The organism is Pseudomonas sp. UBA6699 (assembly GCF_002454615.1).
GTDB classification, from domain to species: domain Bacteria; phylum Pseudomonadota; class Gammaproteobacteria; order Pseudomonadales; family Pseudomonadaceae; genus Aquipseudomonas; species Aquipseudomonas juntendi.
This window is the reverse complement of the sequence record NZ_DKJF01000101.1, coordinates 48892-73144: the sequence shown is the minus strand read 5'-3', so window position 1 is coordinate 73144 and position 24253 is coordinate 48892. Positions and strand designations below refer to the sequence as shown.

The 24253-nt window shown below is 62.3% G+C and carries 23 protein-coding genes; 16 read left to right on the top strand and 7 right to left on the bottom strand.

The annotated features are described in order from the left end of the window. Positions 1 to 56 precede the first annotated feature (56 nt). Positions 57 to 707: an HAD family hydrolase gene (locus B3361_RS19845; protein WP_286920329.1), complete on the bottom strand. Its 651-nt coding sequence runs from the start codon at positions 705 to 707 to the stop codon at positions 57 to 59. Positions 708 to 731: 24 nt separating this feature from the next. Beyond that, a complete protein-coding gene (locus B3361_RS19840; RefSeq protein WP_054904487.1) occupies positions 732 to 1280 on the bottom strand; it encodes a gamma carbonic anhydrase family protein in 549 nt (182 codons plus the stop codon). Positions 1281 to 1382: 102 nt separating this feature from the next. On the opposite strand from B3361_RS19840, the gene prlC reads away from it, so the two are divergent. From prlC to B3361_RS19810, 6 genes are all read left to right on the top strand, one after another. Next, positions 1383 to 3434 (top strand): oligopeptidase A, encoded by a 2052-nt coding sequence (prlC, locus tag B3361_RS19835; protein WP_054904488.1) that lies wholly within the window; start codon positions 1383 to 1385, stop codon positions 3432 to 3434. Next, a complete protein-coding gene (locus B3361_RS19830) occupies positions 3431 to 3712 on the top strand; it encodes a YheV family putative zinc ribbon protein (RefSeq protein ID WP_054904489.1) in 282 nt (93 codons plus the stop codon). Before prlC ends, B3361_RS19830 begins: the two co-directional genes overlap by 4 nt. 85 nt (positions 3713 to 3797) lie before the next feature. Continuing rightward, on the top strand, positions 3798 to 5810 hold the full coding sequence (locus B3361_RS19825; RefSeq protein WP_247722015.1) for a M3 family metallopeptidase: 2013 nt from the start codon (positions 3798 to 3800) through the stop codon (positions 5808 to 5810). Between the two features lie 62 nt (positions 5811 to 5872). Beyond that, positions 5873 to 6922 (top strand): PA0069 family radical SAM protein, encoded by a 1050-nt coding sequence (locus tag B3361_RS19820; protein ID WP_054904490.1) that lies wholly within the window; start codon positions 5873 to 5875, stop codon positions 6920 to 6922. A 293-nt stretch (positions 6923 to 7215) separates the two neighbouring features. Then, positions 7216 to 7935 (top strand): carbonic anhydrase, encoded by a 720-nt coding sequence (locus B3361_RS19815; RefSeq protein ID WP_009683612.1) that lies wholly within the window; start codon positions 7216 to 7218, stop codon positions 7933 to 7935. Positions 7936 to 8125: 190 nt separating this feature from the next. Then, complete coding sequence (locus tag B3361_RS19810; RefSeq protein ID WP_220466497.1) at positions 8126 to 9661, top strand: SulP family inorganic anion transporter; 1536 nt, start codon at positions 8126 to 8128, stop codon at positions 9659 to 9661. A gap of 70 nt (positions 9662 to 9731) precedes the next feature. Here the strand turns inward: B3361_RS19810 and B3361_RS19805 are convergent, their stop codons facing one another. Next, positions 9732 to 10373 carry a hypothetical protein gene (locus tag B3361_RS19805; RefSeq protein WP_054904491.1) on the bottom strand — a complete coding sequence of 214 codons (642 nt, stop codon included), beginning with the start codon at positions 10371 to 10373 and terminating at the stop codon, positions 9732 to 9734. 369 nt (positions 10374 to 10742) lie between these two features. Between B3361_RS19805 and coxB the strand changes: the two genes are divergently transcribed. From coxB to B3361_RS19785, 4 genes are read left to right on the top strand one after another with little or no spacing between them, the layout of a single operon-like run. Continuing rightward, complete coding sequence (gene coxB / locus B3361_RS19800; protein WP_054911457.1) at positions 10743 to 11870, top strand: cytochrome c oxidase subunit II; 1128 nt, start codon at positions 10743 to 10745, stop codon at positions 11868 to 11870. Positions 11871 to 11913: 43 nt separating this feature from the next. Further along, on the top strand, positions 11914 to 13503 hold the full coding sequence (gene ctaD / locus B3361_RS19795) for a cytochrome c oxidase subunit I (RefSeq protein ID WP_054904493.1): 1590 nt from the start codon (positions 11914 to 11916) through the stop codon (positions 13501 to 13503). 10 nt (positions 13504 to 13513) lie between these two features. Beyond that, positions 13514 to 14080 carry a cytochrome c oxidase assembly protein gene (locus B3361_RS19790; RefSeq protein ID WP_029886291.1) on the top strand — a complete coding sequence of 189 codons (567 nt, stop codon included), beginning with the start codon at positions 13514 to 13516 and terminating at the stop codon, positions 14078 to 14080. 16 nt (positions 14081 to 14096) lie between these two features. Next, positions 14097 to 14984 (top strand): cytochrome c oxidase subunit 3, encoded by an 888-nt coding sequence (locus B3361_RS19785; RefSeq protein ID WP_029886292.1) that lies wholly within the window; start codon positions 14097 to 14099, stop codon positions 14982 to 14984. Positions 14985 to 15083: 99 nt separating this feature from the next. Here B3361_RS19785 and B3361_RS19780 read toward each other — a convergent pair whose 3' ends face one another. After that, on the bottom strand, positions 15084 to 15287 hold the full coding sequence (locus B3361_RS19780; RefSeq protein ID WP_003258925.1) for a twin transmembrane helix small protein: 204 nt from the start codon (positions 15285 to 15287) through the stop codon (positions 15084 to 15086). Between the two features lie 51 nt (positions 15288 to 15338). Between B3361_RS19780 and B3361_RS19775 the strand changes: the two genes are divergently transcribed. From B3361_RS19775 to B3361_RS19755, 5 genes are read left to right on the top strand one after another with little or no spacing between them, the layout of a single operon-like run. Continuing rightward, positions 15339 to 16076 carry an SURF1 family protein gene (locus B3361_RS19775; RefSeq protein ID WP_033690521.1) on the top strand — a complete coding sequence of 246 codons (738 nt, stop codon included), beginning with the start codon at positions 15339 to 15341 and terminating at the stop codon, positions 16074 to 16076. Beyond that, on the top strand, positions 16045 to 16626 hold the full coding sequence (locus B3361_RS19770; protein WP_009683603.1) for a hypothetical protein: 582 nt from the start codon (positions 16045 to 16047) through the stop codon (positions 16624 to 16626). Before B3361_RS19775 ends, B3361_RS19770 begins: the two co-directional genes overlap by 32 nt. Positions 16627 to 16635: 9 nt before the next feature. After that, complete coding sequence (locus tag B3361_RS19765) at positions 16636 to 17715, top strand: COX15/CtaA family protein (protein ID WP_009683602.1); 1080 nt, start codon at positions 16636 to 16638, stop codon at positions 17713 to 17715. Next, positions 17700 to 18593 (top strand): heme o synthase, encoded by an 894-nt coding sequence (gene cyoE / locus B3361_RS19760; RefSeq protein WP_054904494.1) that lies wholly within the window; start codon positions 17700 to 17702, stop codon positions 18591 to 18593. Before B3361_RS19765 ends, cyoE begins: the two co-directional genes overlap by 16 nt. Continuing rightward, the gene (locus tag B3361_RS19755; protein WP_054904495.1) at positions 18590 to 19222 is read left to right on the top strand and encodes an SCO family protein; all 633 of its coding nucleotides are present in this window, start codon (positions 18590 to 18592) and stop codon (positions 19220 to 19222) included. Before cyoE ends, B3361_RS19755 begins: the two co-directional genes overlap by 4 nt. Positions 19223 to 19341: 119 nt before the next feature. Here B3361_RS19755 and B3361_RS19750 read toward each other — a convergent pair whose 3' ends face one another. From B3361_RS19750 to B3361_RS19740, 3 genes are all read right to left on the bottom strand, one after another. After that, complete coding sequence (locus tag B3361_RS19750; RefSeq protein WP_009683599.1) at positions 19342 to 20115, bottom strand: MetQ/NlpA family ABC transporter substrate-binding protein; 774 nt, start codon at positions 20113 to 20115, stop codon at positions 19342 to 19344. A 64-nt stretch (positions 20116 to 20179) separates the two neighbouring features. Further along, positions 20180 to 20851, bottom strand: a complete 672-nt coding sequence (locus B3361_RS19745) for a methionine ABC transporter permease (RefSeq protein ID WP_009683598.1) — start codon at positions 20849 to 20851, stop codon at positions 20180 to 20182. Further along, positions 20851 to 21858, bottom strand: coding sequence for a methionine ABC transporter ATP-binding protein (locus B3361_RS19740; protein WP_054904496.1), 1008 nt, complete (start codon positions 21856 to 21858; stop codon positions 20851 to 20853). The genes B3361_RS19745 and B3361_RS19740 overlap by 1 nt, the downstream gene beginning before the upstream one ends. 49 nt (positions 21859 to 21907) lie before the next feature. On the opposite strand from B3361_RS19740, the gene katE reads away from it, so the two are divergent. Continuing rightward, positions 21908 to 24220, top strand: coding sequence for a catalase HPII (katE, locus tag B3361_RS19735; RefSeq protein WP_225624731.1), 2313 nt, complete (start codon positions 21908 to 21910; stop codon positions 24218 to 24220). Positions 24221 to 24253 lie beyond the last annotated feature (33 nt).

Here is a 24253-nt window from a genome sequence, read left to right as displayed (position 1 = left end):
GAACCATAGAATCTCCCACAGTGACCGCATGGGCTGCAAAGCAGCCCCGAGGGCCCTCAGGCCTTGATAAATGCCTCATGCATCTCGGCCAGCGTGGCGAAGTGGAAAGCCGGTGCTTCGGCCATCAACTCCTCCCGGCTACCAAACCCATAGCCCACCGCCACGGCCTGCAAGCCATTGCTGCGCGCGCCGATCAGGTCATGCTTGCGGTCACCGATCATCAGCGTCTGCGCCGGGTCCAGCCCTTCTTCGTCCAGCAAATGGCGAATCAGCTCAACCTTGTTGGTGCGCGTGCCGTCCAGTTCGCTGCCGTAGATCACCTTGAAGTGGTGGTCGAAGGCGAAGTGCCGAGCAATTTCGCGGGCAAATTCCCACGGTTTAGAGGTGGCGATATACAGCGTGCGGCCCTGGCTGTTCAGGGCTTGGAGCAGCTCCGGCACGCCGGCGAACACCTGGTTTTCGTACAGCCCGGTCACGCGGAAGCGCTCGCGGTAGAAGTTCACCGCCTCCCACGCCTTGGCTTCGTCGAAACCATAGAACTGCATGAACGCCTGCAACAAAGGGGGGCCGATGAAGTGCTCGAGGCGGGCCAGGTCTGGCTCATCGATGCCCAGCTTTGCCAAGGCATACTGGATAGAGCGGGTGATGCCCAGGCGTGGGTCGGTCAGGGTGCCGTCGAGGTCGAACAGGATGTTTTGCTGGTGCATGTACAAGGTTCCACGCGAATGCGCTCATTCAGGTTGATCGAAGCCTTCGGCCAGGTGCTGGTCCTTGAGCTTCACATAGTTGCTGGCGCTGTAGGCGAAAAACGCCCGCTCCTGGTCATTGAGCAGCCGCGCCTGTTTCACCGGGCTGCCCATGTACAGGTAGCCGCTGATCAGGCGTTTGCCTGGCGGCACCAGGCTGCCGGCGCCAATGATCACTTCATCCTCCACGATCGCACCGTCCATGACCGTGCTGCCCATGCCGACCAGAATGCGGTTACCCAACGTGCAGCCATGCAGCATCACCTTGTGACCGATGGTCACTTCGTCGCCGATGATCAGCGCGAAGCCGTCCGGGTTGAACGGGCCGGCGTGGGTGATATGCAGCACGCTGCCGTCCTGCACGCTGGTGCGCGCACCAATCCGGATGCGGTGCATGTCGCCGCGCACCACGGTCAGTGGCCAGACCGAGCTGTCTTCGCCGATTTCAACGTCGCCCAGCACCACCGCCGAACGGTCGACGAATGCCCTGGGCCCCACTTTCGGAGTGTGTTGCTGGAAGCTGCGAATGGCCATGATAGCGTCTCTCATCTGTGTCGATAGGCAGGCTGCCTGCTGCGGTCGGCGTCGATTGTAATTAAGATGGGGCAGTGTTTCTTCTGCCAAGGTATCCGAACCGTGAGTGCGAACAACCCGCTTCTGCAGTCCTACGATCTGCCGCCCTTCTCGCAAATCCGTGCCGAACACGTGTTGCCGGCGATCGAAGCGATCCTGGCCGACAACCGTAAAGCCATTGCCGAGATCCTCGAAAAGCAGGGCAGCAACCCTACCTGGGCCGGCCTGGTGCTGGCCATGGACGAACTGAACGACCGCCTGGGTGCGGCCTGGAGCCCGGTCAGCCACCTCAACGCGGTGTGCAACAGCGCTGAATTGCGCGAGGCTTACGAGTCGTGCCTGCCAGCGCTTAGCGCCTACTCTACCGAACTGGGCCAGAACCGTGCGTTGTTCGAAGCCTACCAGGCGCTGATCAGCGGCCCGGAGGCCGCCGGTCTCGATGTGGCGCAAAAAACCATACTCGAACATGCCCTGCGTGACTTCCGTCTGTCGGGTATCGACCTGCCAGCGGACAAGCAGCAGCGCTATGCCGATGTGCAAAGCAAGCTCAGTGAGCTGGGCAGCCGCTTCTCCAACCAGCTGCTGGACGCCACCCAGGCCTGGACCAAGCATGTGACCGACGAGGCCGCACTGGCTGGCCTGACCGATTCGGCCAAGGCGCAAATGGCCGCTGCAGCGCAGGCAAAGGGCCTCGACGGCTGGCTGATCACCCTGGAATTCCCCAGCTACTACGCCGTGATGACCTACGCCAGCGACCGCGCCCTGCGCGAAGAGGTCTACGCGGCCTACTGCACCCGCGCTTCGGACCAGGGCCCGAACGCTGGCCAGCACGACAACGGGCCGGTGATGGAGCAAATCCTCGACCTGCGTCAGGAACTGGCCGAGCTGCTGGGCTACAAGAACTACGCCGAGCTGAGCCTGGCGACCAAGATGGCCGAGTCCAGCGACCAGGTACTGAGCTTCCTGCGCGACCTGGCTCAACGCTCCAAGCCGTTCGCCGCCCAGGACCTGCAGCAGCTCAAGGCCTATGCCGCCGAGCAAGGCTGCCCAGAGCTGGCCAGTTGGGACGCCGGGTACTATGGCGAGAAGCTGCGCGAACAGCGCTACAGCGTGTCGCAGGAGGCCCTGCGCGCCTACTTCCCGATCGACAAGGTACTTAGCGGCCTGTTCAGCATCGTGCAGCGCCTGTATGGCATCGAAATCGCCGAGTTGAAGGGCTTCGACAGCTGGCACCCGGATGTCCGCCTGTTCGAAATCAAGGAAAATGGCCAGCATGTCGGGCGCTTCTTCTTCGACCTGTATGCCCGCGCCAACAAGCGCGGGGGTGCCTGGATGGACGGCGCCCGTGACCGGCGCCGCACCGCCAGCGGCCAGTTGCAAAGCCCGGTGGCCAACCTGGTGTGCAACTTCACCCCGGCTGCGCCTGGCAAGCCGGCGCTGCTGACACATGATGAGGTCACCACGCTGTTCCACGAATTTGGCCACGGCCTGCACCACATGCTGACGCGCATCGAGCATGCCGGGGTTTCCGGCATCAATGGCGTGGCCTGGGATGCTGTCGAGCTGCCTAGCCAGTTCATGGAAAACTGGTGCTGGGAGCCGGAAGGCCTGGCGCTGATCTCGGGGCATTATGAAACCGGTGCGGCCCTGCCACAGGACCTGCTGGACAAGATGCTGGCGGCGAAGAACTTCCAGTCGGGCATGATGATGGTGCGCCAACTGGAGTTCTCGCTGTTCGACTTCGAACTGCATGCCAGCCATGGTGACGGGCGTAGCGTGCTGCAGGTGCTCGAAGGCGTACGCGATGAAGTCTCGGTCATGCGCCCGCCGGCGTACAACCGTTTCCCCAACAGCTTTGCGCACATCTTTGCCGGCGGTTACGCAGCGGGTTACTACAGCTACAAGTGGGCTGAAGTGCTGTCGGCCGACGCTTTCTCGCGCTTCGAGGAAGAAGGCGTGCTGAATGCCGAAACCGGCCGAGCCTTCCGCGAAGCGATCCTGGCGCGTGGCGGCTCGCGCGAGCCCATGGAACTGTTCGTCGACTTCCGTGGCCGTGAGCCTTCCATTGATGCATTGCTGCGCCACAGTGGCTTGGCCGAGGCCGCTGCGGCATGAGTGAGGTAGCCGTGAACAAGACCAAGAAGCGCTTTATTGCCGGGGCTGTATGCCCGGCATGCAGCCAGCCCGACAAACTGATGATGTGGAGCGAAGACGACGTACCGCACCGTGAGTGCGTGGCCTGCGGCTTTACCGATACGCTCAACGAACAGGGCTTGTCGGTACCCAAGGAGCTGGGGACACGGGTCAACCACCTCGAACCGAAACCCCCTGCGGCCAAGGTACAGACGGTGCAGTTCTTCCCTAATCCGAAGTTGAAGAAACCCGCAGAGTAAGGGTACAGGGCGTTACATAGAGCTTCTGCGGCGTAACAGGGGGCTGGCTACAGTGTCGGCCCCTGACTTGCCCCTGAGGTGCTTCGTGAACCACGGCCTTGCTCGAATTGCCCATGGCTTGCTCGACTACCCGTCGCTACGGCCCGAGCAGCTCCAACCCGCCTTCTTGTTCATTCGCGACGCCAATGTCGCGGCGCTCGAACAGATCATCGAACACAGCGGCCCGGCGCCAGGTTGGGATAGCTTGGTGCTGGCAGTCGAGCAGCTTGACCAGCGGCTGGAAGACCTGCTGCACATGCTCGTGCCGTTGGTGTACGAAAGCCAGGCATGGGCTGTGGAGGTCGATGCTTGTAATCAGTTGCTGCTCGACTGGGCGCGATACAAGCACGAGCACTCAAGGTTGTATGAAGCCTACCAGCGCCTCGATCCCGCGCAGCTGGATGACGAGCGCCAGGCTGTGCTCAAACTGATCCTCAGGGCGTTCCGCCACGCCGGCCATGGTTTGGGCGCTGGCGCGCGCAAGCAACTGCACACCACCGAGCAGGCGATCGTCGGGCTTGAGCAGCAATTCATGAGTAACCTGATCCAGGCACGTGAGGCCTGGACTTGCCTGGTGCCGCACGAGGCGCGCCTGGCCGGCCTGCCAGGCGTTGAGCGTGATCGGCTGGCAGTCAAGGCTGCGGCGCAGGGCCAGGCGGGTTGGCTGCTCGACCTTGACGAGCGCACGGTGCAAGTGGTCCTTGAGTGGGCCGACGCGCGTGATTTGCGTAAAGAGGTTTATCAGGCCTCACGGCAGCTGGCTTGCGACCTGGGTGGCAACTACGCCATGGACAATGGCCCGGTGCTGCAGGCGCTGTTGCGGCTGCGTCATGAGCGCGCGCGGCTGTTGGGCCTGGCCAACGCGGCGCAGTTGAGCCTTGAAGCCAAGGACTCGCGTGACACCTCGCAGGTCGAGGCCTTCATCAACGCCTTGATCCAGCAGAACAGCGCGCGCCTGCAGGAGGAGCTGAAGGCGATGCAGGTGCTGGGTAGCGAATTGGGTATCGAGGCGCTTGCCCCGTGGGACGTGGCATACCTTGGCCGAAAGCTGCGGCTGCAAGGCAACGAGGCGATCGATGCCAGCCTGCGCGAGCGTTTCCCCCTGGGCAGCGTCCTGCAGGGGCTGTGGCAACTGCATGAACAGGTGCTTGGCGTGCGTATCGTGGCGTGCGATGTGGCAGGTTGGCACCCCGATGTGCAGGTACTGGAGGTAATGGACGGGCATGCCCGCCTGGGGCATATCTACCTGGATGCCTACCAACGCCCAGGCAAGCTGCCCTGGCCGTACAGTTATCCCATGCGCCAGCGCCATGTGGAGGCCGACGGTGTGGTGACGTTGCCGGCCGTTCTGCTTTCCTGCTGTTTCGAGCTGCAGCCTGGGCAAGTCACGCCCAACTTGGACCACGCAGACCTTTGCAAGCTGTTCCACGAGGCGGGCCATGCCCTGCATCAGTTGCTGGTCACCAACCAGCACCGGCGCCTCAATCGCACCGCCACTTCCGCGCTGGGCGCCGATGCCTGCGAATTCGTCGGCACCTTGCTCGAACAGTGGTGCTGGTCTGCCCCGGCCCTGTTGGCGTTGCCGCAGCCGGAAACGGGTGCGCCGCCAGTGTCATTGCCCCAGATGCAGCAGTGGCTCGCTGGCAAGCGTCGTTTCCAGGCGGTGGCGGAAGCCGAGCAACTGCGGCTGTGCTGGTTCGATCTCGTCGCGCATTGCGACGATCGCGCCCGCCACGACCTTCGGCAACTGGCGATTGCCGCAACCCAGCAGGTCGGCTTGCCGCAAGCCTTCGCCCAGGACAGGTTTGCCGAAGGGTTCGATTACATGGTCACGGGTTATGAAGCGGGTTATTACTGCTACAAGTGGGCGCAGGTCCATGCCATTGACGCGTTCAGCGCATTCGAGGCGGCCGACGCCGATCATCGGGCGCTGGGCCGCCGCCTGCGCGACGAAATCCTGGCCAAGGGCGGAATGCGCCGGATGACGGCGTCGTTCAACGCATTCGCCGGCAGGCCCATGTCGCTGGAGCCGTATGCAAGGCGCCACTTGTCTCCCTGACAACAAGGGTGAAGGCGCTGCTGGTAATATACTGTATGCATAACCAGTTAGGGGCTAACAGCATGGATTCTGTTCGCGGTCGTGGTACCCGCCATAACCCACACAATCGTTTTGCACCACGCCAGTCGGTGCTCGAAGACGATGGCTGGTATCAGGAGGTGCCCGTTACCCAAGGCACCGAGGTCAGGGCTGAAACCGCGAAGACCATCATCGCGCGCAATACTTCCCCTGACCTGCCCTTCGACCGCTCGATCAACCCCTACCGCGGTTGCGAGCATGGCTGTATCTACTGCTATGCCCGCCCGTCCCATGCCTACTGGGATCTGTCCCCAGGCCTGGACTTCGAAACCAAGCTGATCGCCAAGACCAACGCCGCCGAGGTACTGGTGCAGCAGTTGAGCAAACCTGGGTATAAGTGTGCACCGATCAACCTGGGCTCCAACACTGACCCGTACCAGCCCATCGAGCGCGAGCAACTGCTGACTCGGCGCCTGCTTGAGGTACTGCTGCGTTTTCGCCACCCGGTGACCATCGTCACCAAAGGGGCCCTGGTGCTGCGCGACCTCGACCTGCTCGCCGACATGGCCCGCCAGCGCCTGGTGCGGGTGATGATCAGCCTGACTACGCTGGACGATGACCTCAAGCGGGTGCTCGAGCCCCGGGCGGCAGCACCAGGGGCGAGGTTGCGGGCCATTCGTGTGCTGCGCGAAGCAGGCGTGCCGGTGGGCGTGTTGTGCTCGCCGATGATACCGATGATCAACGACAGCGAACTGGAGCGCCTGTTGGAAGCGGCCAAGGCGGCCGGGGCGCAGAGCGCGGCGTACATGCTGCTGCGCCTGCCGCTGGAGGTGGCGCCGCTGTTCGAGCAGTGGTTGCACGACCATTACCCACAGCGCGCTGCGCATGTGCTGAGCCTGATCCGCCAGAGCCGCGATGGCGAGCTGTACGACAGCCGCTTTGGCACACGCATGCGGGGTGAGGGGGTATTTGCCGAGTTGCTGGCGCAGCGTTTCGCCAAGGCGATGAAGCGCCTGGCGTTCGAAGGGCGCGAGTCGCAGGTGCTGGATTGCTCGGCCTTTTGCCCGCCGGGCGAGCAGATGGCACTGTTCTGATAGCCAGGGTAAACACGCCCTACAGAAAGCCTCACTAATGGCAGCCAATAATTACGCTAATACATATTGGCAGTTGATGTTTTTTTGCTATTATTCAGATCCCGCCTTTTATATCTGGAACGCCCGTTCTAGAGCCCTCGAATTAAGTTTCAGTTAAGTTTTCCCGGTTAGCGTAGGCAACCAATCCACACCGACTGTGATCTATGGGCTGTGCGTGTCATCTAAAACCCTGCATAGCCAGAATCTTTAACCGGTAAAATGGATTTACCTACACACCGTCAAGAGGATGAATCATGCCCGTCAAGGACCCATCCAAGGTCGTACCGCAGGTCCCCGCTGAAAGCGCCGATGCTGCCCTGAAGCACATCGTCGACGGTTTCCTGCGCTTTCACCATGACGTCTTCCCTGAACAGCAAGAGCTGTTCAAGAAGCTCGCCACTGCGCAAACACCGCGCGCCATGTTCATTACCTGCGCCGACTCGCGCATCGTGCCCGAACTGATCACGCAAAGTTCGCCAGGCGACCTGTTCGTGACCCGAAACGTAGGTAACGTAGTACCGCCTTATGGCCAGATGAACGGTGGCGTTTCCAGTGCTATCGAGTACGCGGTGATGGCACTTAAAGTGCACCACATCATCATCTGCGGCCACTCCGATTGTGGCGCGATGCGTGCGGTACTCAACCCGCAATCGCTGACCAAGATGCCAACCGTTGGCGCCTGGCTGCGCCACGCCGAAGTGGCCCGCACCGTGGTCGAGAACAACTGCTCGTGCGGCAGCGAACATGAAAGCATGCAAGTGCTGACCAAAGAGAACGTCATCGCCCAGCTGCACCACTTGCGCACCCACCCTTCGGTGGCTTCGGGGCTTGCAGCGGGTCAGCTGTACATCCATGGCTGGATCTACGACATCGAGACCAGCAGGATCGAAGCCTACGACGCTGCCAGCGACAGCTTCATGCCCCTGGCCGCAGGCCAACCGGTGCCATGCGCCACTCCGAGAGGCCGCTACTAAGCGACCCGTCCGCCGTTAGAACCTTGATAGCCGGCTGCACCCTGTAGGGGTGTGGCGCGGCCTTCGGCTGCCCTGAATACCCTGACTGCCCTGCCGGCGAGCCCGCTGGCGGCCCGCGCCTGCGCGCTTGTCGGGGACCCAACGTGCCCATGGCCAGGGGAATGGCCGTGTGACTAATGAAAGGAGAAACATGGTGAACATTACACAGCTGAAAGCGGCCCTGCCGCGTGAGTTGCTGGCTTCGGTGGTGGTCTTTCTGGTGGCCCTGCCCTTGTGCATGGGCATTGCCATCGCCTCGGGGATGCCGCCGGCCAAGGGCCTGATTACCGGCATTATCGGCGGGGTCGTGGTCGGCTTCCTGGCCGGTTCGCCGTTGCAAGTCAGTGGTCCGGCGGCGGGCCTTGCGGTGCTGGTCTTCGAGTTGGTACGCCAGCACGGCATGGCCATGCTCGGGCCGATCCTGCTATTGGCCGGTTTGCTGCAATTGCTGGCCGGGCGCCTGCGCCTGGGCTGCTGGTTCCGCGTCACCGCGCCGGCGGTGGTCTACGGCATGCTGGCAGGCATTGGTGTGTTGATCGTGCTGTCGCAGGTGCATGTGATGTTCGACACCGCACCGCAGCCATCGGGTATGCAGAACCTTGTGCAATTCCCGGCGACCCTCGCTGCGGCCATGCCCCACGAAAGCGCCGGCGCTGGCTGGATAGCCGGTGCGCTGGGCCTGGGCACCATCGCCATCATGTGGGGCTGGGAACGTTTGCGGCCGCAGCGCCTGCGCTTTGTGCCAGGCGCCCTGCTGGGTGTGGCGAGCATGACCATCATCAGCATGTGGTTGGCCTTGCCCGTGAACCGCGTGGAAGTACCGGCTGACTTGTCCGAAGCCATCGACTGGCTCCGCCCCGGTGACTTGATGCAACTGGCCGACCCTGCCCTGCTCGTCGCCGCCTTTGCCCTGGCATTCATTGCCAGTGCCGAAACCTTGCTGTCAGCGGCTGCGGTCGACCGCATGCACAGTGGCCAGCGTTCGGACTTCGACCGTGAGCTGTCCGCACAGGGCATTGGCAACATGCTCTGCGGGGTGCTGGGTGCACTGCCGATGACCGGGGTGATCGTACGTAGCTCGGCCAACGTGCAGGCAGGTGCGCAAACACGCGCTTCGGCCATTTTCCATGGCTTGTGGCTGCTGGCTTTCGTGGTGGCGTTGAGCAGTGTGCTGCAGCAGATACCGGTAGCCAGCCTGGCAGGTGTGCTGGTGTTCACGGGGATCAAGCTGGTCGACTTCAAGGCGTTCCGTGGGTTGGGCCGTTATGGCCGCATGCCGATGTTCACCTATGCGGCGACGGCGCTGGCGATCATCTTTACCGACCTGCTGACCGGCGTGTTGCTCGGCTTTGCCCTGACCTTGCTGAAGCTGGCATTCAGGGCGGCACGGTTGAAGATCAACCTGGTCGATCTGGCAAAGCCTGGGCACATGGAATTGCGGCTCAGTGGCGCCGCGACCTTCCTCAAGGTACCGGCATTGACCCAGGTGCTCGATGGCGTGCCGGCGGGCACCACGTTGCATGTGCCACTGGGTAACCTGAGCTATATCGACCACTCGTGCCTTGAATTGCTGGAGGACTGGGGGCGCAGCAATGCTGCCAATGGCTCGCGGTTGCTGATCGAACAGCGGCGGTTGAAGCGGCGAATCGAGGGGCGGTTACGGACTACGGCGGGTGTGGGGGCCTGAGGTAGAAGTTCTGTAGTGCTTGAACTGGCCTTTTCGCGGGTGAACCCGCGAAGAGGCCGGCACAGGAGTATCAGGTCGGCTGGCCCAGCTCGACACCCAGCTGACGCGACAGGCATGGCCAGCGCTTCCACGCCTCACCGGTTGCCGGGCTAGTCAGTGTCTCGCGGTAGGCTTCCACCGACTCAGCCGCAAAGCTTGCGTCATTGAGCATCTCATCCACCGAGTGGTGCACCACTTCATCCAGCTGGTTGGCGAATTCTTCGCCGATCAACTGGTGGGCAATCAGGTTGGCGACGGTGGTGTCGACCGGGATCAGCGGCTGCTGGAAGTGACGGATGTACAAGTCATTCACCTCCTCCACCAGGCGGTGCGCCAGGTACGCCTCATCTAGCAGGCAGTCCAGCCCCACATGCCCGTTCATGACCTCGGGTGGTTGCAGGAAGTAAGCCTCGGCAATTTTCAATACAGGCTTGATCTGCGACTCGATGCCGGCCTCAAAGGCGACTTCATGGGCCGCCTCCAGCAGTTCCGGAACCTGTTCGATGTAGGCGCTGACGAAGCGCGCCAAAGTACCCTGTGCGTCCTGCTCAGGCAGTTGGATCGAGGGGTGCAGGTGGGGCAGTTGCAGCTCGAGACGCTGTTTCAATTGGCCAGTCTGGCCTTCATGTTGATGGGCTTGGCTTACCTGCTCGCGTACAGCAGCGATGTTCATGACAACTCCAGGGACATTACGTTTCAAACGGAAGACACTAAATTAGCTCGGTATACGGCATACCTAAGACGAATTTGTTATAGATGAGTTCAACTTCTGCGTTACCTGGAATATAGCATGGCCACTATTTGGCCATACCTCCTCAAGCCTGCGGTTTTCAGGGGATATAGCTGTTTCGTGAAGTTCATTTCATTGCCTTCGTTGCGCGGCATTGGTCGCTGTCTATACTCCCGGTGAACGTGATTCGTTGATGAGGCCCGACTGCTTTTAGCAGGGGCTCGGTCGTTGAAGCCAGGCAGTCTTGACCGCCGTTCCCTCTTGCCGCAGGCCACGCCTCCGGGAAAACAAGAACGAGAAGGGGAACCCGCAATGATGCGACATCCACCTGTCTGGATGGGCCTGCTGTTGTGGTCGGTTCTGGGTCAGGCCAACGCTGCCTGGACCGTGAACATGCACCCGGGGGCGACGGAAGTCTCCAACGCCGTCTTCGATCTGCACATGACCATCTTCTGGATCTGCGTGGTCATCGGCATCGTGGTGTTCGGCGCGATGTTCTGGTCCATGGTCATCCACCGCCGCTCCACCGGCCAGCAGGCCGCGCATTTCCACGAGCATACCTGGGTGGAAATCCTCTGGACCGTGGTCCCGTTCCTGATCCTTGTGGCCATGGCCATACCGGCCACCAAGACCCTGATCGACATCTATGACGCCAGCGAGTCGGATATCGACATCCAGGTCACCGGCTACCAGTGGAAGTGGCATTACAAGTACCTGGGCCAGGACGTGGAGTTCTTCAGCAACCTGGCCACCCCCGCCGAGCAGATTCACAACCAGGCGCCCAAAGACGAGCACTACCTGCTGGAAGTCGACCAACCGCTGGTGTTGCCGGTGGGTGCCAAGGTGCGCTTCCTGGTGACGGCGGCCGATGTAATTCACTCATGGTGGGTGCCCGCCTTCGCGGTCAAGCGCGACGCCATTCCCGGCTTCGTCAACGAAGCCTGGACGCGCATCGAGAAGCCAGGCATCTACCGCGGCCAGTGTACCGAGTTGTGCGGCAAGGACCACGGTTTCATGCCCGTGGTCGTCGAGGTCAAGTCCCAGGCCGACTACGACACCTGGCTTGGCGAGCGCAAGGCAGAGGCGGCCAAGCTCAAGGAGCTGACCAGCAAGGAATGGACCCTGGACGAGCTGGTGGCGCGCGGCGACAAGGTCTACCACACCACCTGCGTGGCCTGTCACCAGGCCGAAGGCCAGGGCCTGCCACCGATGTTCCCGGCGCTGAAAGGCTCGAAGATCGCTACCGGGCCGAAGGAAGGTCACTTGAGCATCGTTTTCCACGGCAAACCCGGTACCGCCATGGCCGCCTTCGGCAAGCAACTGTCGGAGGTCGATATCGCTGCCGTGGTGACCTACGAACGCAACGCCTGGGGCAACAACAAGGGCGACATGGTCACGCCGAAGGACGTGCTGGCGCTGAAGCAGGCAGAAGCCAAGTGAACCGGGTTACTCGCGGCAATCAGTGGATTGCAGGAGACAGGACATGAGTGCAGTGATCGACGACCACGCCCACGGCCATGACCATGCGCACGGCCCGGCCAAGGGCCTGATGCGCTGGGTGCTGACCACCAACCACAAGGATATCGGCACCCTGTACCTGTGGTTCGCCTTCCTCATGTTCCTGTTGGGTGGCTCGTTCGCCATGGTGATCCGCGCCGAGCTGTTCCAGCCGGGGCTGCAGATCGTAGAACCGGCGTTTTTCAACCAGATGACCACCATGCACGGGCTGATCATGGTCTTCGGCGCCGTAATGCCGGCCTTCGTCGGCTTGGCCAACTGGATGATCCCGCTGATGATCGGCGCGCCGGACATGGCCCTGCCGCGCATGAACAACTTCAGCTTCTGGTTGTTGCCGGCGGCATTCCTGCTGCTGGTTTCAACCTTGTTCAGCCCCGGTGGCGGGCCGAATTTCGGCTGGACCTTCTACGCCCCGCTGTCGACGACCTATGCCCCGGCCAGCGTCACCTTCTTCATCTTCGCCATCCACCTGATGGGTGTCAGCTCGATCATGGGGGCGATCAACGTGATCGCGACCATCCTGAACCTGCGTGCCCCCGGCATGACCTTGATGAAAATGCCACTGTTCGTCTGGACCTGGTTGATCACTGCGTTCCTGCTGATTGCAGTGATGCCGGTGCTGGCAGGGGTGGTGACCATGATGTTGATGGACATCCACTTCGGCACCAGTTTCTTCAGTGCGGCTGGCGGTGGTGACCCGGTGCTGTTCCAGCATGTGTTCTGGTTCTTCGGCCACCCCGAGGTGTACATCATGATCCTGCCCGCCTTTGGCGCGGTCAGCTCGATCATCCCGGCATTCTCGCGCAAGCCCCTGTTTGGCTACACCTCGATGGTGTACGCCACCGGGGCCATCGCCTTCCTGTCGTTCATCGTGTGGGCGCACCACATGTTCGTGGTCGGTATTCCGGTGGTCGGCGAGCTGTTCTTCATGTACGCCACCATGCTGATTGCGGTGCCCACCGGCGTGAAAGTGTTCAACTGGGTCAGCACCATGTGGGAAGGCTCGTTGACCTTCGAAACCCCGATGCTGTTCGCCATCGCCTTCGTCATCCTGTTTACCATCGGCGGCTTCAGTGGGCTGATGCTGGCGATTGCACCGGCCGACTTCCAGTACCACGACACCTACTTCGTGGTGGCGCACTTCCACTATGTGCTGGTGCCGGGGGCGATCTTTGGCATCTTCGCCTCGGCCTACTACTGGCTGCCGAAGTGGACCGGCCACATGTATGACGAAACCCTCGGCAGGCTGCATTTCTGGCTGTCGTTCATCGGCATGAACCTGGCCTTCTTCCCCATGCATTTCGTGGGGCTGGCCGGTATGCCGCGGCGCATACCCGACTACAACCTGCAGTTCGCCGATTTCAACATGGTGTCTTCGATCGGCGCTTTCATGTTCGGTGCCACGCAGGTCTTCTTCCTGTTCATCGTCATCAAGTGCATCCGTGGCGGCACCCCTGCGCCGGCCAAACCCTGGGACGGCGCCGAAGGCCTGGAGTGGTCCATCCCCTCGCCTGCGCCCTACCACACCTTCCAGACACCGCCGGAAGTGAAGTAGGAGCGCCGCCATGACAGGCCTTTCGCTGAAGCGCCTGGTAACGCGCCTGCTGATGCTGACGGTGGTGATGTTCGCCTTCGGCTTTGCCCTGGTGCCGATCTACGACGTGATGTGCAAGGCCTTCGGCATCAATGGGAAGACCGGCGGGCAGTACGAGGGCAGCCAGGTCAGTGACCCCTCGCGGTCGGTGCGGGTGCAGTTCATGTCGACCAACGCCAGCGACATGGTCTGGGACTTCTACTCCAGCGCCGATCAGCTGGAGGTCCACCCCGGTGCGGTCAACCAGATGATCTTCATTGCCCATAACCCGACCGACCGGCCGATGAGTGCCCAGGCGATACCCAGCATCACCCCCGCCGAAGCCGCGGCGTACTTCCACAAGACCGAGTGCTTCTGCTTTACGCAGCAGGTGCTGCAACCCGGCCAACGCATCGAAATGCCGGTGCGCTTCATCGTCGACCGCGACCTGCCGGCCAGCGTGAAGCACCTGACGCTGGCCTACACCTTGTTCGACATCACCGCTCGCCACCCGCCGGTCGCTCAAGTTGCGGCCCAGGCCGTCCAGGGCGCCCGTTAAGGGAAGGAGAACAGCAATGGCAAGTCATGAGCATTACTATGTTCCGGCGCAGAGCAAGTGGCCGATCATCGCTACCCTCGGCATGTTCATCAGCGTGTTCGGCCTGGGTACCTGGTTCAACGACATGAAGGCCGGGCACCCGGAGTCGCACGGGCCGTTGATTTTCTTCGTGGGTGCTCTGTTTCTGGCCTACATGTTGTTCGGCTGGTTCGGGGCGGTGGTCAAGGAAAGCCGTGCAGGGCTCTACAGCGCGCAGCTGGACCGCTCTTTCCGCTGGGGCATGAGCTGGTTCATCTTCTCGGAAGTGATGTTTTTCCTGGCCTTCTTCGGCGCGCTGTTCTACGTGCGCGTGCTGGCGGGGCCGTGGCTGGGTGGCGAAGGGGCCAAGGGTGTTGCCCATATGCTCTGGCCCGGCTTCGAGTTCACCTGGCCGCTGTTGCACACGCCGGATCCGAAGCTGTTCCCGCCGCCCAAGGAAGTGATCGACCCGTGGCACCTGCCGCTGATCAATACCCTGTTGCTGGTCAGCTCCAGCGTGACCATCACCCTGGCCCACCATGCGTTGCGCCGCGACCACCGCGGGGCGCTGAAAGGCTGGATGGCGCTGACCATCGTGTTGGGCATCAGCTTCATCGCGCTGCAGGCCTTCGAGTACCACGAGGCCTATACCAAGCTGGGGCTGACGCTGGGCTCGGGCATCTATGGCGCTACGTTCTTCATGCTCACGGGTTTCCACGGCGCGCACGTGACCTTGGGCACGATCATCCTCATTGTGATGTTCGTGCGTATTCTGCGTGGCCACTTCAACCCGCAGAAACACTTCGGCTTCGAAGCGGCCAGCTGGTACTGGCACTTCGTGGATGTGGTGTGGGTGGGGCTTTTCATCTTTGTGTATGTGCTGTGACTAGCGAACCCTGTGGGAGCGGGCGCGCCCGCGAATGCGCCGGTGCATTCAACATCGCATTCGCGGGCATGCCCGCTCCCACAGGGCGAGGTGAAAACGTCAGAAAGGGGCGTGAGATACGAGCTGACCACTGATGAAGCCCCAGGCGACCAGCCCTATGGTCAGCGCCGCCAGGGTCACCCGCACCGTCAGCGCTTTCAGCAGGCGGGTCGAGTTTTCATCATCTTTGACCAGAAACACCAGGCCACTGAACAGACTGGCGATCGTGGCCAACAGCATCAGGACAATCGCGGCCTTGAGCATGGCGCTACTCCCGGGGGGTGCGGTGATGTGGATAAGTATAGCGAGGCGCCCGTGAGGCCGTTTCGCCCAGGTTGGGTACCCACCTTGGTGGTACTTGCACTGCTACCGGGGCTGATCGCGCTTGGCTGCTGGCAACTCGGCCGGGCCGAGGAAAAGCGCGCATTGCTGGCCAGCTACGCCGAGCGACGTATCGAAGCGCCGCTGGCGACCAGCCAGTTGAATGGCAACGAAGACAACGCCATGCGCCGCGTGCACCTGTACGGCCGCTTCGACGCCGAGCACAGCGTGCTGCTGGACAACCGCATGCGCGACGGTCAGGCCGGTGTCGAATTGCTGCAACCCTTCCACGACCAGGCCAGCGGCCTGTGGCTGCTGGTCAATCGCGGCTGGCTTCCCTGGCCGGACCGCCGCGTACCGGTGCACTTCGATACCCCCGCCCAGGCCTTGGCCCTCGACGCCTCGGTGTATGTGGTACCCGGCAACACGTTCCAGCTGCACCCGGACCCAGTCGGCGGCCAGTGGCCGCACCTGTTGACCGCCATCGACGCGGCACAACTGTGGGCGCAGCTCGGGCGTGAGGGGTTCGCCCACGAACTGCGCCTGGAACCTGGCCCGGCAAGCTACCGCCTGGGCTGGCCCATCGTGGCCATGGGGCCGGAAAAACACATGGGTTACGCCGTGCAGTGGTTTGCCCTGGCGATCGCCCTGGTGCTGCTCTACCTCTATTTCGGCTGGCGCCAAAACAAGGAGAAAAGCCATGGCCACCGCCACTCCACTGGACGTGCCTGAACGTAGCAAACCCAAAGCCCGCGGGCGTTTGCAGCTGTTGCTGATTCTTCTGGTGGTGCTGGGCCCGATGGTCCTGGCCACCAGCATGTACAAACTCAACTTCTGGGTACCGGAGGGCCGCAGTTACCACGGCGCCATGATCGGCAACGGTGAGAGCCGTGCCGACCTGGGTGTGGCTGGCGAGGACGGGCGCTGGCAGTTGCTGGTCAGCGCGCCGCAGGCCTGTGCCGAGGAATGCCAGCGGCTGGTGTACCTGGCCCGGCAGATCCAGGTCGGCCTGGGCCGTGATGCCAGCCGGGCCAGCCATGCGCTGGCCGCCGCCCAGCCGCTGAGCGCCGACTACCAGGCCCTGCTCGGGCGCGAATACCCGCAATTGCAACGCTACCCGCTGGATGCGCCGCGCTACCTCAAGCAGGTCGGCGAGGTTGCCCCGCAGCTGTGGATCGTCGATCCGCACGGCAACCTGGTGCTGCGCTACGGCGCCAAGGTCAACGGCAAGCATGTGCTGGATGACCTGCGCCATCTGCTCAAGCTGTCCAATATCGGCTAGGAGCTTGCCATGGCCAGACCCGGATTCCGCCTTGCTGTGTGCGCCACCCTGCTGGCACTGCTGGTCGTCCTGCTCGGTGCCTATACCCGCCTGACCCACGCCGGCCTCGGTTGCCCCGACTGGCCCGGTTGCTACGGTTTCATCAGCGTACCCAAAAGCGAAGCGCAGCTGGCCCATGCCGAACTGCACTTTCCCGAACACCCGGTAGAGGCGGCCAAGGGTTGGGCCGAAATGGTTCATCGTTACTTCGCGGGCAGCCTTGCAGTGGTCATCGCCTTGCTCGCCTTGCAGGCAGTGCGCCGGCACCACAGCGACGGGCAACCCTATCGCCTGCCTGTGCTGTTGCTGGGTGTGGTGCTGGCCCAGGCGGCGTTCGGCATGTGGACGGTCACCCTGAAGCTTTGGCCGCAGGTCGTCACGGCCCACTTGCTGGGCGGCTTTACCACGTTGAGCCTGCTGTTCCTGTTAACCCTGCGGCTTTCGCGGGCCTTTGCGCCGTTGCCCAAATTGCCGCTCAGCCTGCGGCGGGTCGCTGCGCTGGCCTTGCTGGTGGTGATCGGGCAGATCGCCCTGGGTGGCTGGGTCAGTGCCAACTACGCAGCGGTTGCCTGCATCGACCTGCCCACCTGCCATGGTCAGTGGTGGCCGGCGGCGGACTTCAGCAATGGTTTCCACCTGACCCAGCACGTTGGCCCCAACTACCTGGGGGGGCAGCTGGACAGTGATGCGCGTACGGCCATCCATGTCAGCCACCGGCTGGGCGCGCTGGTGGTCACCTGCGTGCTGCTGATGCTCAGCTGGAAACTGCAGCGCTGTGGCCTTGGCGGCCTGGCGCGCCTGGTGTTGCTGGCGCTGGCCGTGCAGGTGGGCCTGGGCATCAGCAATGTGCTGCTGCACCTGCCGCTGGCCATAGCGGTTGCGCACAACGCCGGTGGGGCTTTGCTGTTGCTGTGCATGGTGCTGGTGAACTACCGCATTCGGGTGGTCGACAAGGTACGCGTGGGTGTCGGCCAAGGCTGGCGCTTGCGGCCAGTGACCGGCGTTGGCATTTCCCATCACATGAGGAACGAGTCGTGGCGACGCTTCTGAGCACCCGACGGGCCAGTTGGCGCGATTACCTGGAGTTGACCAAGCCCAAGGTGGTCGTGCTGATGTTGATCACCTCGTTGGCGGGCATGTTCCTTGCCACCCGTGCGGGGGTGGGCTGGAGTGTGTTGGTGTTCGGCAACCTGGGTATCGGCCTGTGCGCGGGTGGCGCGGCAGTGGTCAACCATGTGGTCGACCGGCGCATCGATGCGCTGATGGCGCGTACCCGCAAGCGGCCGCTGGCCCAAGGCCGTGTCGAGCCCTTGCCGGCGTTGCTGTTTGCCCTGGCGCTGGCGCTGCTGGGCATGGCCCTGTTGCTGATTTTCACCAATGCCCTCACTGCCTGGCTGACCCTGGCCTCGCTGCTTGGCTATGCGGTGCTCTACACCGGTTTTCTAAAGCGTGCCACGCCGCAGAATATCGTGATTGGCGGCCTGGCCGGCGCTGCCCCACCCCTTCTGGGCTGGGTCGCGGTCAGCGGCCAGGTCAGTGCCGAGCCGTTGCTGCTGGTGCTGATCATCTTCGCCTGGACCCCACCACACTTCTGGGCCCTGGCCATCCACCGCAGGGAGGAATACGCCAAGGCCGACATTCCGATGCTGCCGGTGACCCACGGTGAGCGCTACACCAAGCTGCACATCCTGCTGTACACCCTGATATTGCTGGCGGTGAGCCTGTTGCCCTATGCCATCCACATGAGCGGCCCGCTGTACCTGGCCTGTGCCCTGGCCCTGGGCCTGCGCTTCCTGCGATGGGCCTGGGTGTTGTACCGTGGCAGCCGGCCGCACGCAGCGATCGGCACCTTCAAGTACTCTATCGTGTACCTGTTCGCGCTGTTCATCGCGTTGCTTCTCGACCACTACCTGTTGCTGAACCTATGACCCGAACCCAGAAAACCGTCTTTGTCCTCGTTGCCCTGGTCGCGCTGATCATGGGCCTTACCGTCAACAAAGTGCTCAAGGGTCGCGACCAGCCAAACCCTGCCGAGCTGATCGATGCCGGTATCATCCTGTTGCCGCAAAGCCGCGCCGTGGCAGATGTAACCATGACCAACCAGGATGGCCAGCCGGTGCAGCTGGATGAACTCAAAGGCAAGTGGTCGCTGCTGTTCTTTGGCTACACCTACTGCCCGGACATCTGCCCGACCACCCTGGCCCAATTGCGCCAGGTGAAGAGCGAGCTGCCCAAGGATGCTGTCGACCGGTTGCAGGTGGTGTTGGTGAGCGTCGACCCGAACCGCGACACGCCGAACCAGCTGAAGCAGTACCTGGCTTATTTCGACAAGGACTTCATTGGGGTGGCGGGGTCGATCGAAGATACCCAGAAGCTGGCCAATGCCCTGAGCATTCCATTCATTCCGGCAGATACCAGCAAGCCGGGCTACACCGTGGACCACAGCGGCAACCTGGCGGTGGTCGGGCCGGACGGGCGTCAGCGTGGGTTCATTCGCGCGCCGTTCAACAACCAGAAGCTGGTGGCGCAGTTGCCTGGGTTGGTCAAACGGGATTGATGGGGTATTGAAAGCTTCGCGGGCACGCCCGCTCCCACAGGGATATCACAAGGCCTGAGGCTAGCGATGTCCCTGTGGGAGCGGGCATGCCCGCGAAGAAGCCAGCGCGATTGCGAGGCTTAAAACGCCGGAACCACAGCGCCTTTGTACTTCTCGGTAATGAACTGCTTCACCTCAGGCGAGTGCAGCGCCGTTGCCAGCTTTTTCATCGCGTCCGAGTCCTTGTTGTCCGGGCGGGCAACCAGGATGTTCACGTAGGGCGAATCGCTGCCTTCGATGGCCAGGGCATCTTTCTCGGGGTTCAGCTTGGCTTCCAGCGCGTAGTTGGTGTTGATCAGGGCCGCGTCTACCTGGGTCAGCACGCGCGGGATGGTGGCGGCTTCCAGTTCACGGAACTTGATGTTCTTCGGGTTCTCGGCCACGTCCTTCACAGTCGACAGGATGTTCTTGTTGTCCTTGAGCTTGATCACGCCGGCCTTGTCCAGCAGCAACAGGGCGCGGCCGCCGTTGGTGGCATCATTCGGGATGACCACGGTAGCCCCGGAAGGCAGTTCGTCCAGTTTCTTGATCTTGGTCGAGTACACGCCCAGTGGCTCGATGTGCACGCCTACCACGCTTACCAGGTCGGTGCCCTTGGCCTTGTTGAATTCATCCAGGTACGGCTGGTGCTGGAAGAAGTTGGCGTCCAGGCGCTTTTCCGCCACCTGCACGTTCGGCTGAATGTAGTCGGTGAACTCCTTGACCTTCAGTTCCACGCCCTCTTTGGCCAGCGCCGGTTTGACGAAGTTGAGGATTTCGGCGTGTGGCACCGGGGTAGCGGCGACGGTCAGGGTTTCGGCAGCATTGGCCGAGAAGGCCGCGACAGCGGCGACAACAGCAAGCAGCTTCTTCATTGATCACTCCTTGTGAGGGCCGCGACGGCCCCCGAACGGGTCGGCCAGGCCGACCCCATTGGGGTTACTTACGGGAAAAATGTACGACCAGTTTGTCGCCCACGCTTTGCAGCACTTGCACCAATACCAGCAGCAGCACCACGGTGACCACCATCACGTCGGTCTGGAAACGCTGGTAACCGAAGCGGATCGCCAGGTCGCCGAGGCCACCGGCACCGACTACACCGGCCATGGCGGTGTACGAAACCAGGGTGATGGCGGTGACGGTGATGGCCGCGAAGATACCCGGACGGGCCTCAGGCAGCAGCGCGCTGGTGATGATCTGGCGGGTGGTGGCGCCCATCGACTGGGTCGCCTCGATGATGCCGCGGTCCACTTCCCGCAGGGCAGTTTCCACCAGCCGTGCGAAGAACGGCGTAGCACCCACCACCAACGGCGGAATGGCGCCGGCGACACCCAGCGAGGTGCCGGTGATCAGCACCGTGATCGGGATCATCACGATCAGCAGGATGATGAACGGCAGCGAGCGCAGAATGTTCACCACCAGCGACAGCAGCGCATACACGCCCTTCTGTTCGAACATCTGCTTCGGGCCGCAGAGGAACAGCAGCACGCCCAAGGGCAAGCCGAGCAGCACGGTGAAGAACAGCGAGCCGAACAGCATGATCATGGTATCGACGGTGGCCAGCCAGATTTCGGCCCAGTCGACGTTGGCAAAGAAATTCAGGGCGTCCATCAACGCAGTACCTCCATATGTACGTCAGCTGCCTTGAAATGGGCGAACGCCGCTTCCATGTCACCGCCGATCAGGGCGAGGGTGAGCTGGCCATAGGGGATATCCTTGATGCGGTCGATACGCCCCGCAAGGATGCTGTAGTCCACACCGGTTTCACGGGCCACGATGCCCAGCAGCGGTGCGTAGGTGGCATCGCCCTGGAAGGTCAGGCGCACGATGCGGCCCGGGACGTGGGCGAAATCGTCGCGTTGCTCGCCTTCGTCGACCTGCTCGTCTTCCTGGACGAAGCGCTTGGTGGTGGCGTGCTGCGGGTGCAGGAATACCTCGGCCACCGAGCCCTGCTCGACGATCTGCCCTGCATCCATCACCGCCACGCGGTCGCAGACCCGGCGGATCACGTCCATTTCGTGGGTGATCAGCACGATGGTCAGCTTCAGCTCACGGTTGATTTCGGCGAGCAATTGCAGGACCGAAGCCGTGGTTTGCGGGTCGAGGGCGCTGGTGGCCTCGTCGCACAGCAGGATCTTGGGGTTGGTAGACAGGGCGCGGGCGATACCGACGCGCTGCTTCTGGCCACCCGACAACTGCGCCGGGTACTTTTTGGCGTGGTCCGAGAGCCCGACGCGGGCCAGCAGTTCGGTGACGCGCTTGTCGATTTCGCTGCGCGACAGCTCGCCGGCCAGGGTCAGTGGCAGTGCCACGTTGTCGGCGACGGTTTTGGAAGCCAGCAGGTTGAAGTGCTGGAAAATCATCCCGACCTGCTGGCGGAAGCCGCGCAGCTGGCTGGCGTTGAACGCGGTAACGTCTTCGCCATCGACGATGATCTTGCCGCCGGAAGGCTCTTCAAGGCGGTTGATCAAACGCAGCATGGTGCTCTTGCCGGCGCCGGAGTGGCCGATAAGGCCGAACACCTGGCCATCTTCGATGGTCAGGCTGGTCGGATTCAATGCGGGGATTTCCCTACCGGCAACGCGGTAGGTCTTGTGTACCTGTTGGAACTCGATCACGTAGCGAACCTTGTGGGGCGCATGGAATTTGGGTCAGCGGTTAGCTGGGGTGGCGCATTTTAGCCTTTTCCCCTGGCTGTTCTTAGCATTTATTTCGTCAGGCACCAATCCTTCGGGTATATGGCGACAATCGGTAAACCTGATTGAACGCTCGCCGCTCCCCTCCAGTCACTACCAGAACAAGCCCGAACGGGCATGCCTGAAGACTGACGAGGAGAGCCGACCCATGCCCAGCAAGAAAACGGACGCGCCCAAGCACAGTGAGGCCGCCGGCACCCAGACCCCCGACCGGGCCAACACCAATGCCAAGCTGCAGAGCCTGGAGCCGTTCCGTAGCGATGCTACCGGCCAGGCGTTGCGCACCAACCAAGGGGTGAAGATCGCCGATAACCAGAACAGCCTGAAGGCGGGTGCGCGCGGGCCTTCGCTGCTTGAAGACTTCATCATGCGCGAGAAGATCACCCATTTCGACCATGAGCGTATCCCGGAGCGTATCGTGCACGCCCGCGGTACCGGGGCGCACGGGTATTTTCAGAGCTATGGCTGCCATGCCGAACTGACCAAGGCGGGTTTCCTGCAAGACCCGGAAAAGATCACCCCGGTGTTCGTGCGCTTTTCCACTGTACAGGGGCCACGCGGCTCGGGTGACACGGTGCGTGATGTGCGCGGCTTTGCCGTGAAGTTCTACACCGATGAAGGCAATTTCGACCTGGTTGGCAACAACATGCCGGTTTTCTTCATCCAGGACGCGATCAAGTTCCCGGATTTCGTGCATGCCGTGAAGCCTGAGCCGCACAACGAAATGCCGACCGGTGGCTCGGCCCATGACACGTTCTGGGATTTCGTTTCGCTGGTGCCCGAATCGGCGCACATGGTGATCTGGGCGATGTCCGACCGCGCCATTCCCCGTAGCCTGCGCATGATGGAAGGCTTTGGTGTACACACCTTCCGCCTGATCAACGCCGAAGGCGTGGCCAGCTTCGTCAAGTTCCACTGGAAGCCGCGCCAGGGCGTGCATTCGGTGCTGTGGGACGAAGCGCAGAAACTGGCCGGCAAAGACACCGACTACCACCGCCGCGACCTGTGGGAAGCCATCGAGACCGGTGACTACCCAGAGTGGGAATTGGGCGTGCAGATCGTGCCCGAGGCAGACGAGCACAAGTTCGACTTCGACCTGCTCGACCCTACCAAGCTCATCCCTGAAGAGTTGGTGCCCGTGACGCTGCTGGGCAAGATGGTGCTCAACCGCAACCCGGACAACTTCTTCGCCGAAACCGAGCAGGTGGCGTTCTGCCCGGGGCATATCGTGCCCGGTATCGACTTCACCAACGATCCGCTGCTGCAGGGCCGGCTGTTCTCGTACACCGATACGCAGATCAGCCGCCTGGGTGGGCCGAATTTCCATGAAATCCCGATCAACCGGCCGATGGCGCCCAATCACAGTGGCCAGCGCGATGCCATGCACCGCATGACCATCGACAAGGGCCGTGCTTCGTATGAGCCCAACTCCATCGATGGCGGCTGGCCGAAGGAAACCCCACCTGCTGCGCAGGATGGCGGCTTCGAGAGCTACCAGGAGCGCATCGATGCGCACAAGATCCGCCAGCGCAGCGATTCGTTTGGCGACCACTTCTCCCAGGCGCGGCTGTTCTTCCAGAGCATGAGCCCTACCGAGCAACAGCACATCATCAAGGCCTACAGCTTCGAGCTGGGCAAGGTGGAGCGTGAAAGCATTCGCCAGCGGGAAGTGAATGAAATTCTTGCCAATATCGACCTGAAACTGGCGGCGGCTGTCGCGGCTAATCTGGGGCTGCCCGCACCCAAGCAGGGTACGGTCCAGGTGAAAGGCGGCAAGCTGGCGCAGTCCAAGGCGTTGAGCCAAATGAACCACCCTGGTTCGGTAGGCATCAAAGGCCGCAAGATTGCAGTTCTGGTGGCCGACGGCGTGGACGCGGCCAGTGTCGACAAACTGGTGAAAGCGCTGGAGGCCCACAGTGCACGGCCCATGCTGCTGGGGCCGACGTCGGCGCCGGTGAAGGCGGCCGACGGCAAACAGCTACCGGTGGATGCCTCGATGGAAGGAATGCCGTCGGTCATGTTCGACGGGGTTGTGGTACCGGCGGGCAAGGCCTCAACCGATGCGCTGGCGGCCAGCGGCCTGGCCAAGCACTTCCTGCTGGAAGGCTATAAGCACCTCAAGGCGATGGTGCTGACCAAAGACCTGGTCAGCGGCCTGGGGCTCAAGGAGGACAAGGGCCTGCTGGTGGGGGATGACCAGAAAGTGATGGATGCCTTCGTCAAGGCGGTAGAGGGGCATCGGGTTTGGGAGCGGGAGGCTGCTGCTGAGGCTGTGCCGGCCTGATACCAGCCCATTAAGTAATTTGGGGCCGCTTTG

Coding starts and splice junctions, on each gene's coding strand:
- B3361_RS19845 (WP_286920329.1), bottom strand. CDS start 707: ATGCACCAGCAAAACATCCTGTTCGACCTCGACGGCACCCTGACCGAC.
- B3361_RS19770 (WP_009683603.1), top strand. CDS start 16,045: ATGGCCACCGCCACTCCACTGGACGTGCCTGAACGTAGCAAACCCAAA.
- B3361_RS19805 (WP_054904491.1), bottom strand. CDS start 10,373: ATGAACATCGCTGCTGTACGCGAGCAGGTAAGCCAAGCCCATCAACAT.
- B3361_RS19745 (WP_009683598.1), bottom strand. CDS start 20,851: ATGGACGCCCTGAATTTCTTTGCCAACGTCGACTGGGCCGAAATCTGG.
- B3361_RS19815 (WP_009683612.1), top strand. CDS start 7,216: ATGCCCGTCAAGGACCCATCCAAGGTCGTACCGCAGGTCCCCGCTGAA.
- ctaD (WP_054904493.1), top strand. CDS start 11,914: ATGAGTGCAGTGATCGACGACCACGCCCACGGCCATGACCATGCGCAC.
- B3361_RS19810 (WP_220466497.1), top strand. CDS start 8,126: ATGGTGAACATTACACAGCTGAAAGCGGCCCTGCCGCGTGAGTTGCTG.
- B3361_RS19830 (WP_054904489.1), top strand. CDS start 3,431: ATGAGTGAGGTAGCCGTGAACAAGACCAAGAAGCGCTTTATTGCCGGG.
- B3361_RS19820 (WP_054904490.1), top strand. CDS start 5,873: ATGGATTCTGTTCGCGGTCGTGGTACCCGCCATAACCCACACAATCGT.
- B3361_RS19750 (WP_009683599.1), bottom strand. CDS start 20,115: ATGAAGAAGCTGCTTGCTGTTGTCGCCGCTGTCGCGGCCTTCTCGGCC.
- B3361_RS19780 (WP_003258925.1), bottom strand. CDS start 15,287: ATGCTCAAGGCCGCGATTGTCCTGATGCTGTTGGCCACGATCGCCAGT.
- B3361_RS19765 (WP_009683602.1), top strand. CDS start 16,636: ATGGCCAGACCCGGATTCCGCCTTGCTGTGTGCGCCACCCTGCTGGCA.
- B3361_RS19785 (WP_029886292.1), top strand. CDS start 14,097: ATGGCAAGTCATGAGCATTACTATGTTCCGGCGCAGAGCAAGTGGCCG.
- B3361_RS19755 (WP_054904495.1), top strand. CDS start 18,590: ATGACCCGAACCCAGAAAACCGTCTTTGTCCTCGTTGCCCTGGTCGCG.
- B3361_RS19790 (WP_029886291.1), top strand. CDS start 13,514: ATGACAGGCCTTTCGCTGAAGCGCCTGGTAACGCGCCTGCTGATGCTG.
- coxB (WP_054911457.1), top strand. CDS start 10,743: ATGATGCGACATCCACCTGTCTGGATGGGCCTGCTGTTGTGGTCGGTT.
- B3361_RS19840 (WP_054904487.1), bottom strand. CDS start 1,280: ATGGCCATTCGCAGCTTCCAGCAACACACTCCGAAAGTGGGGCCCAGG.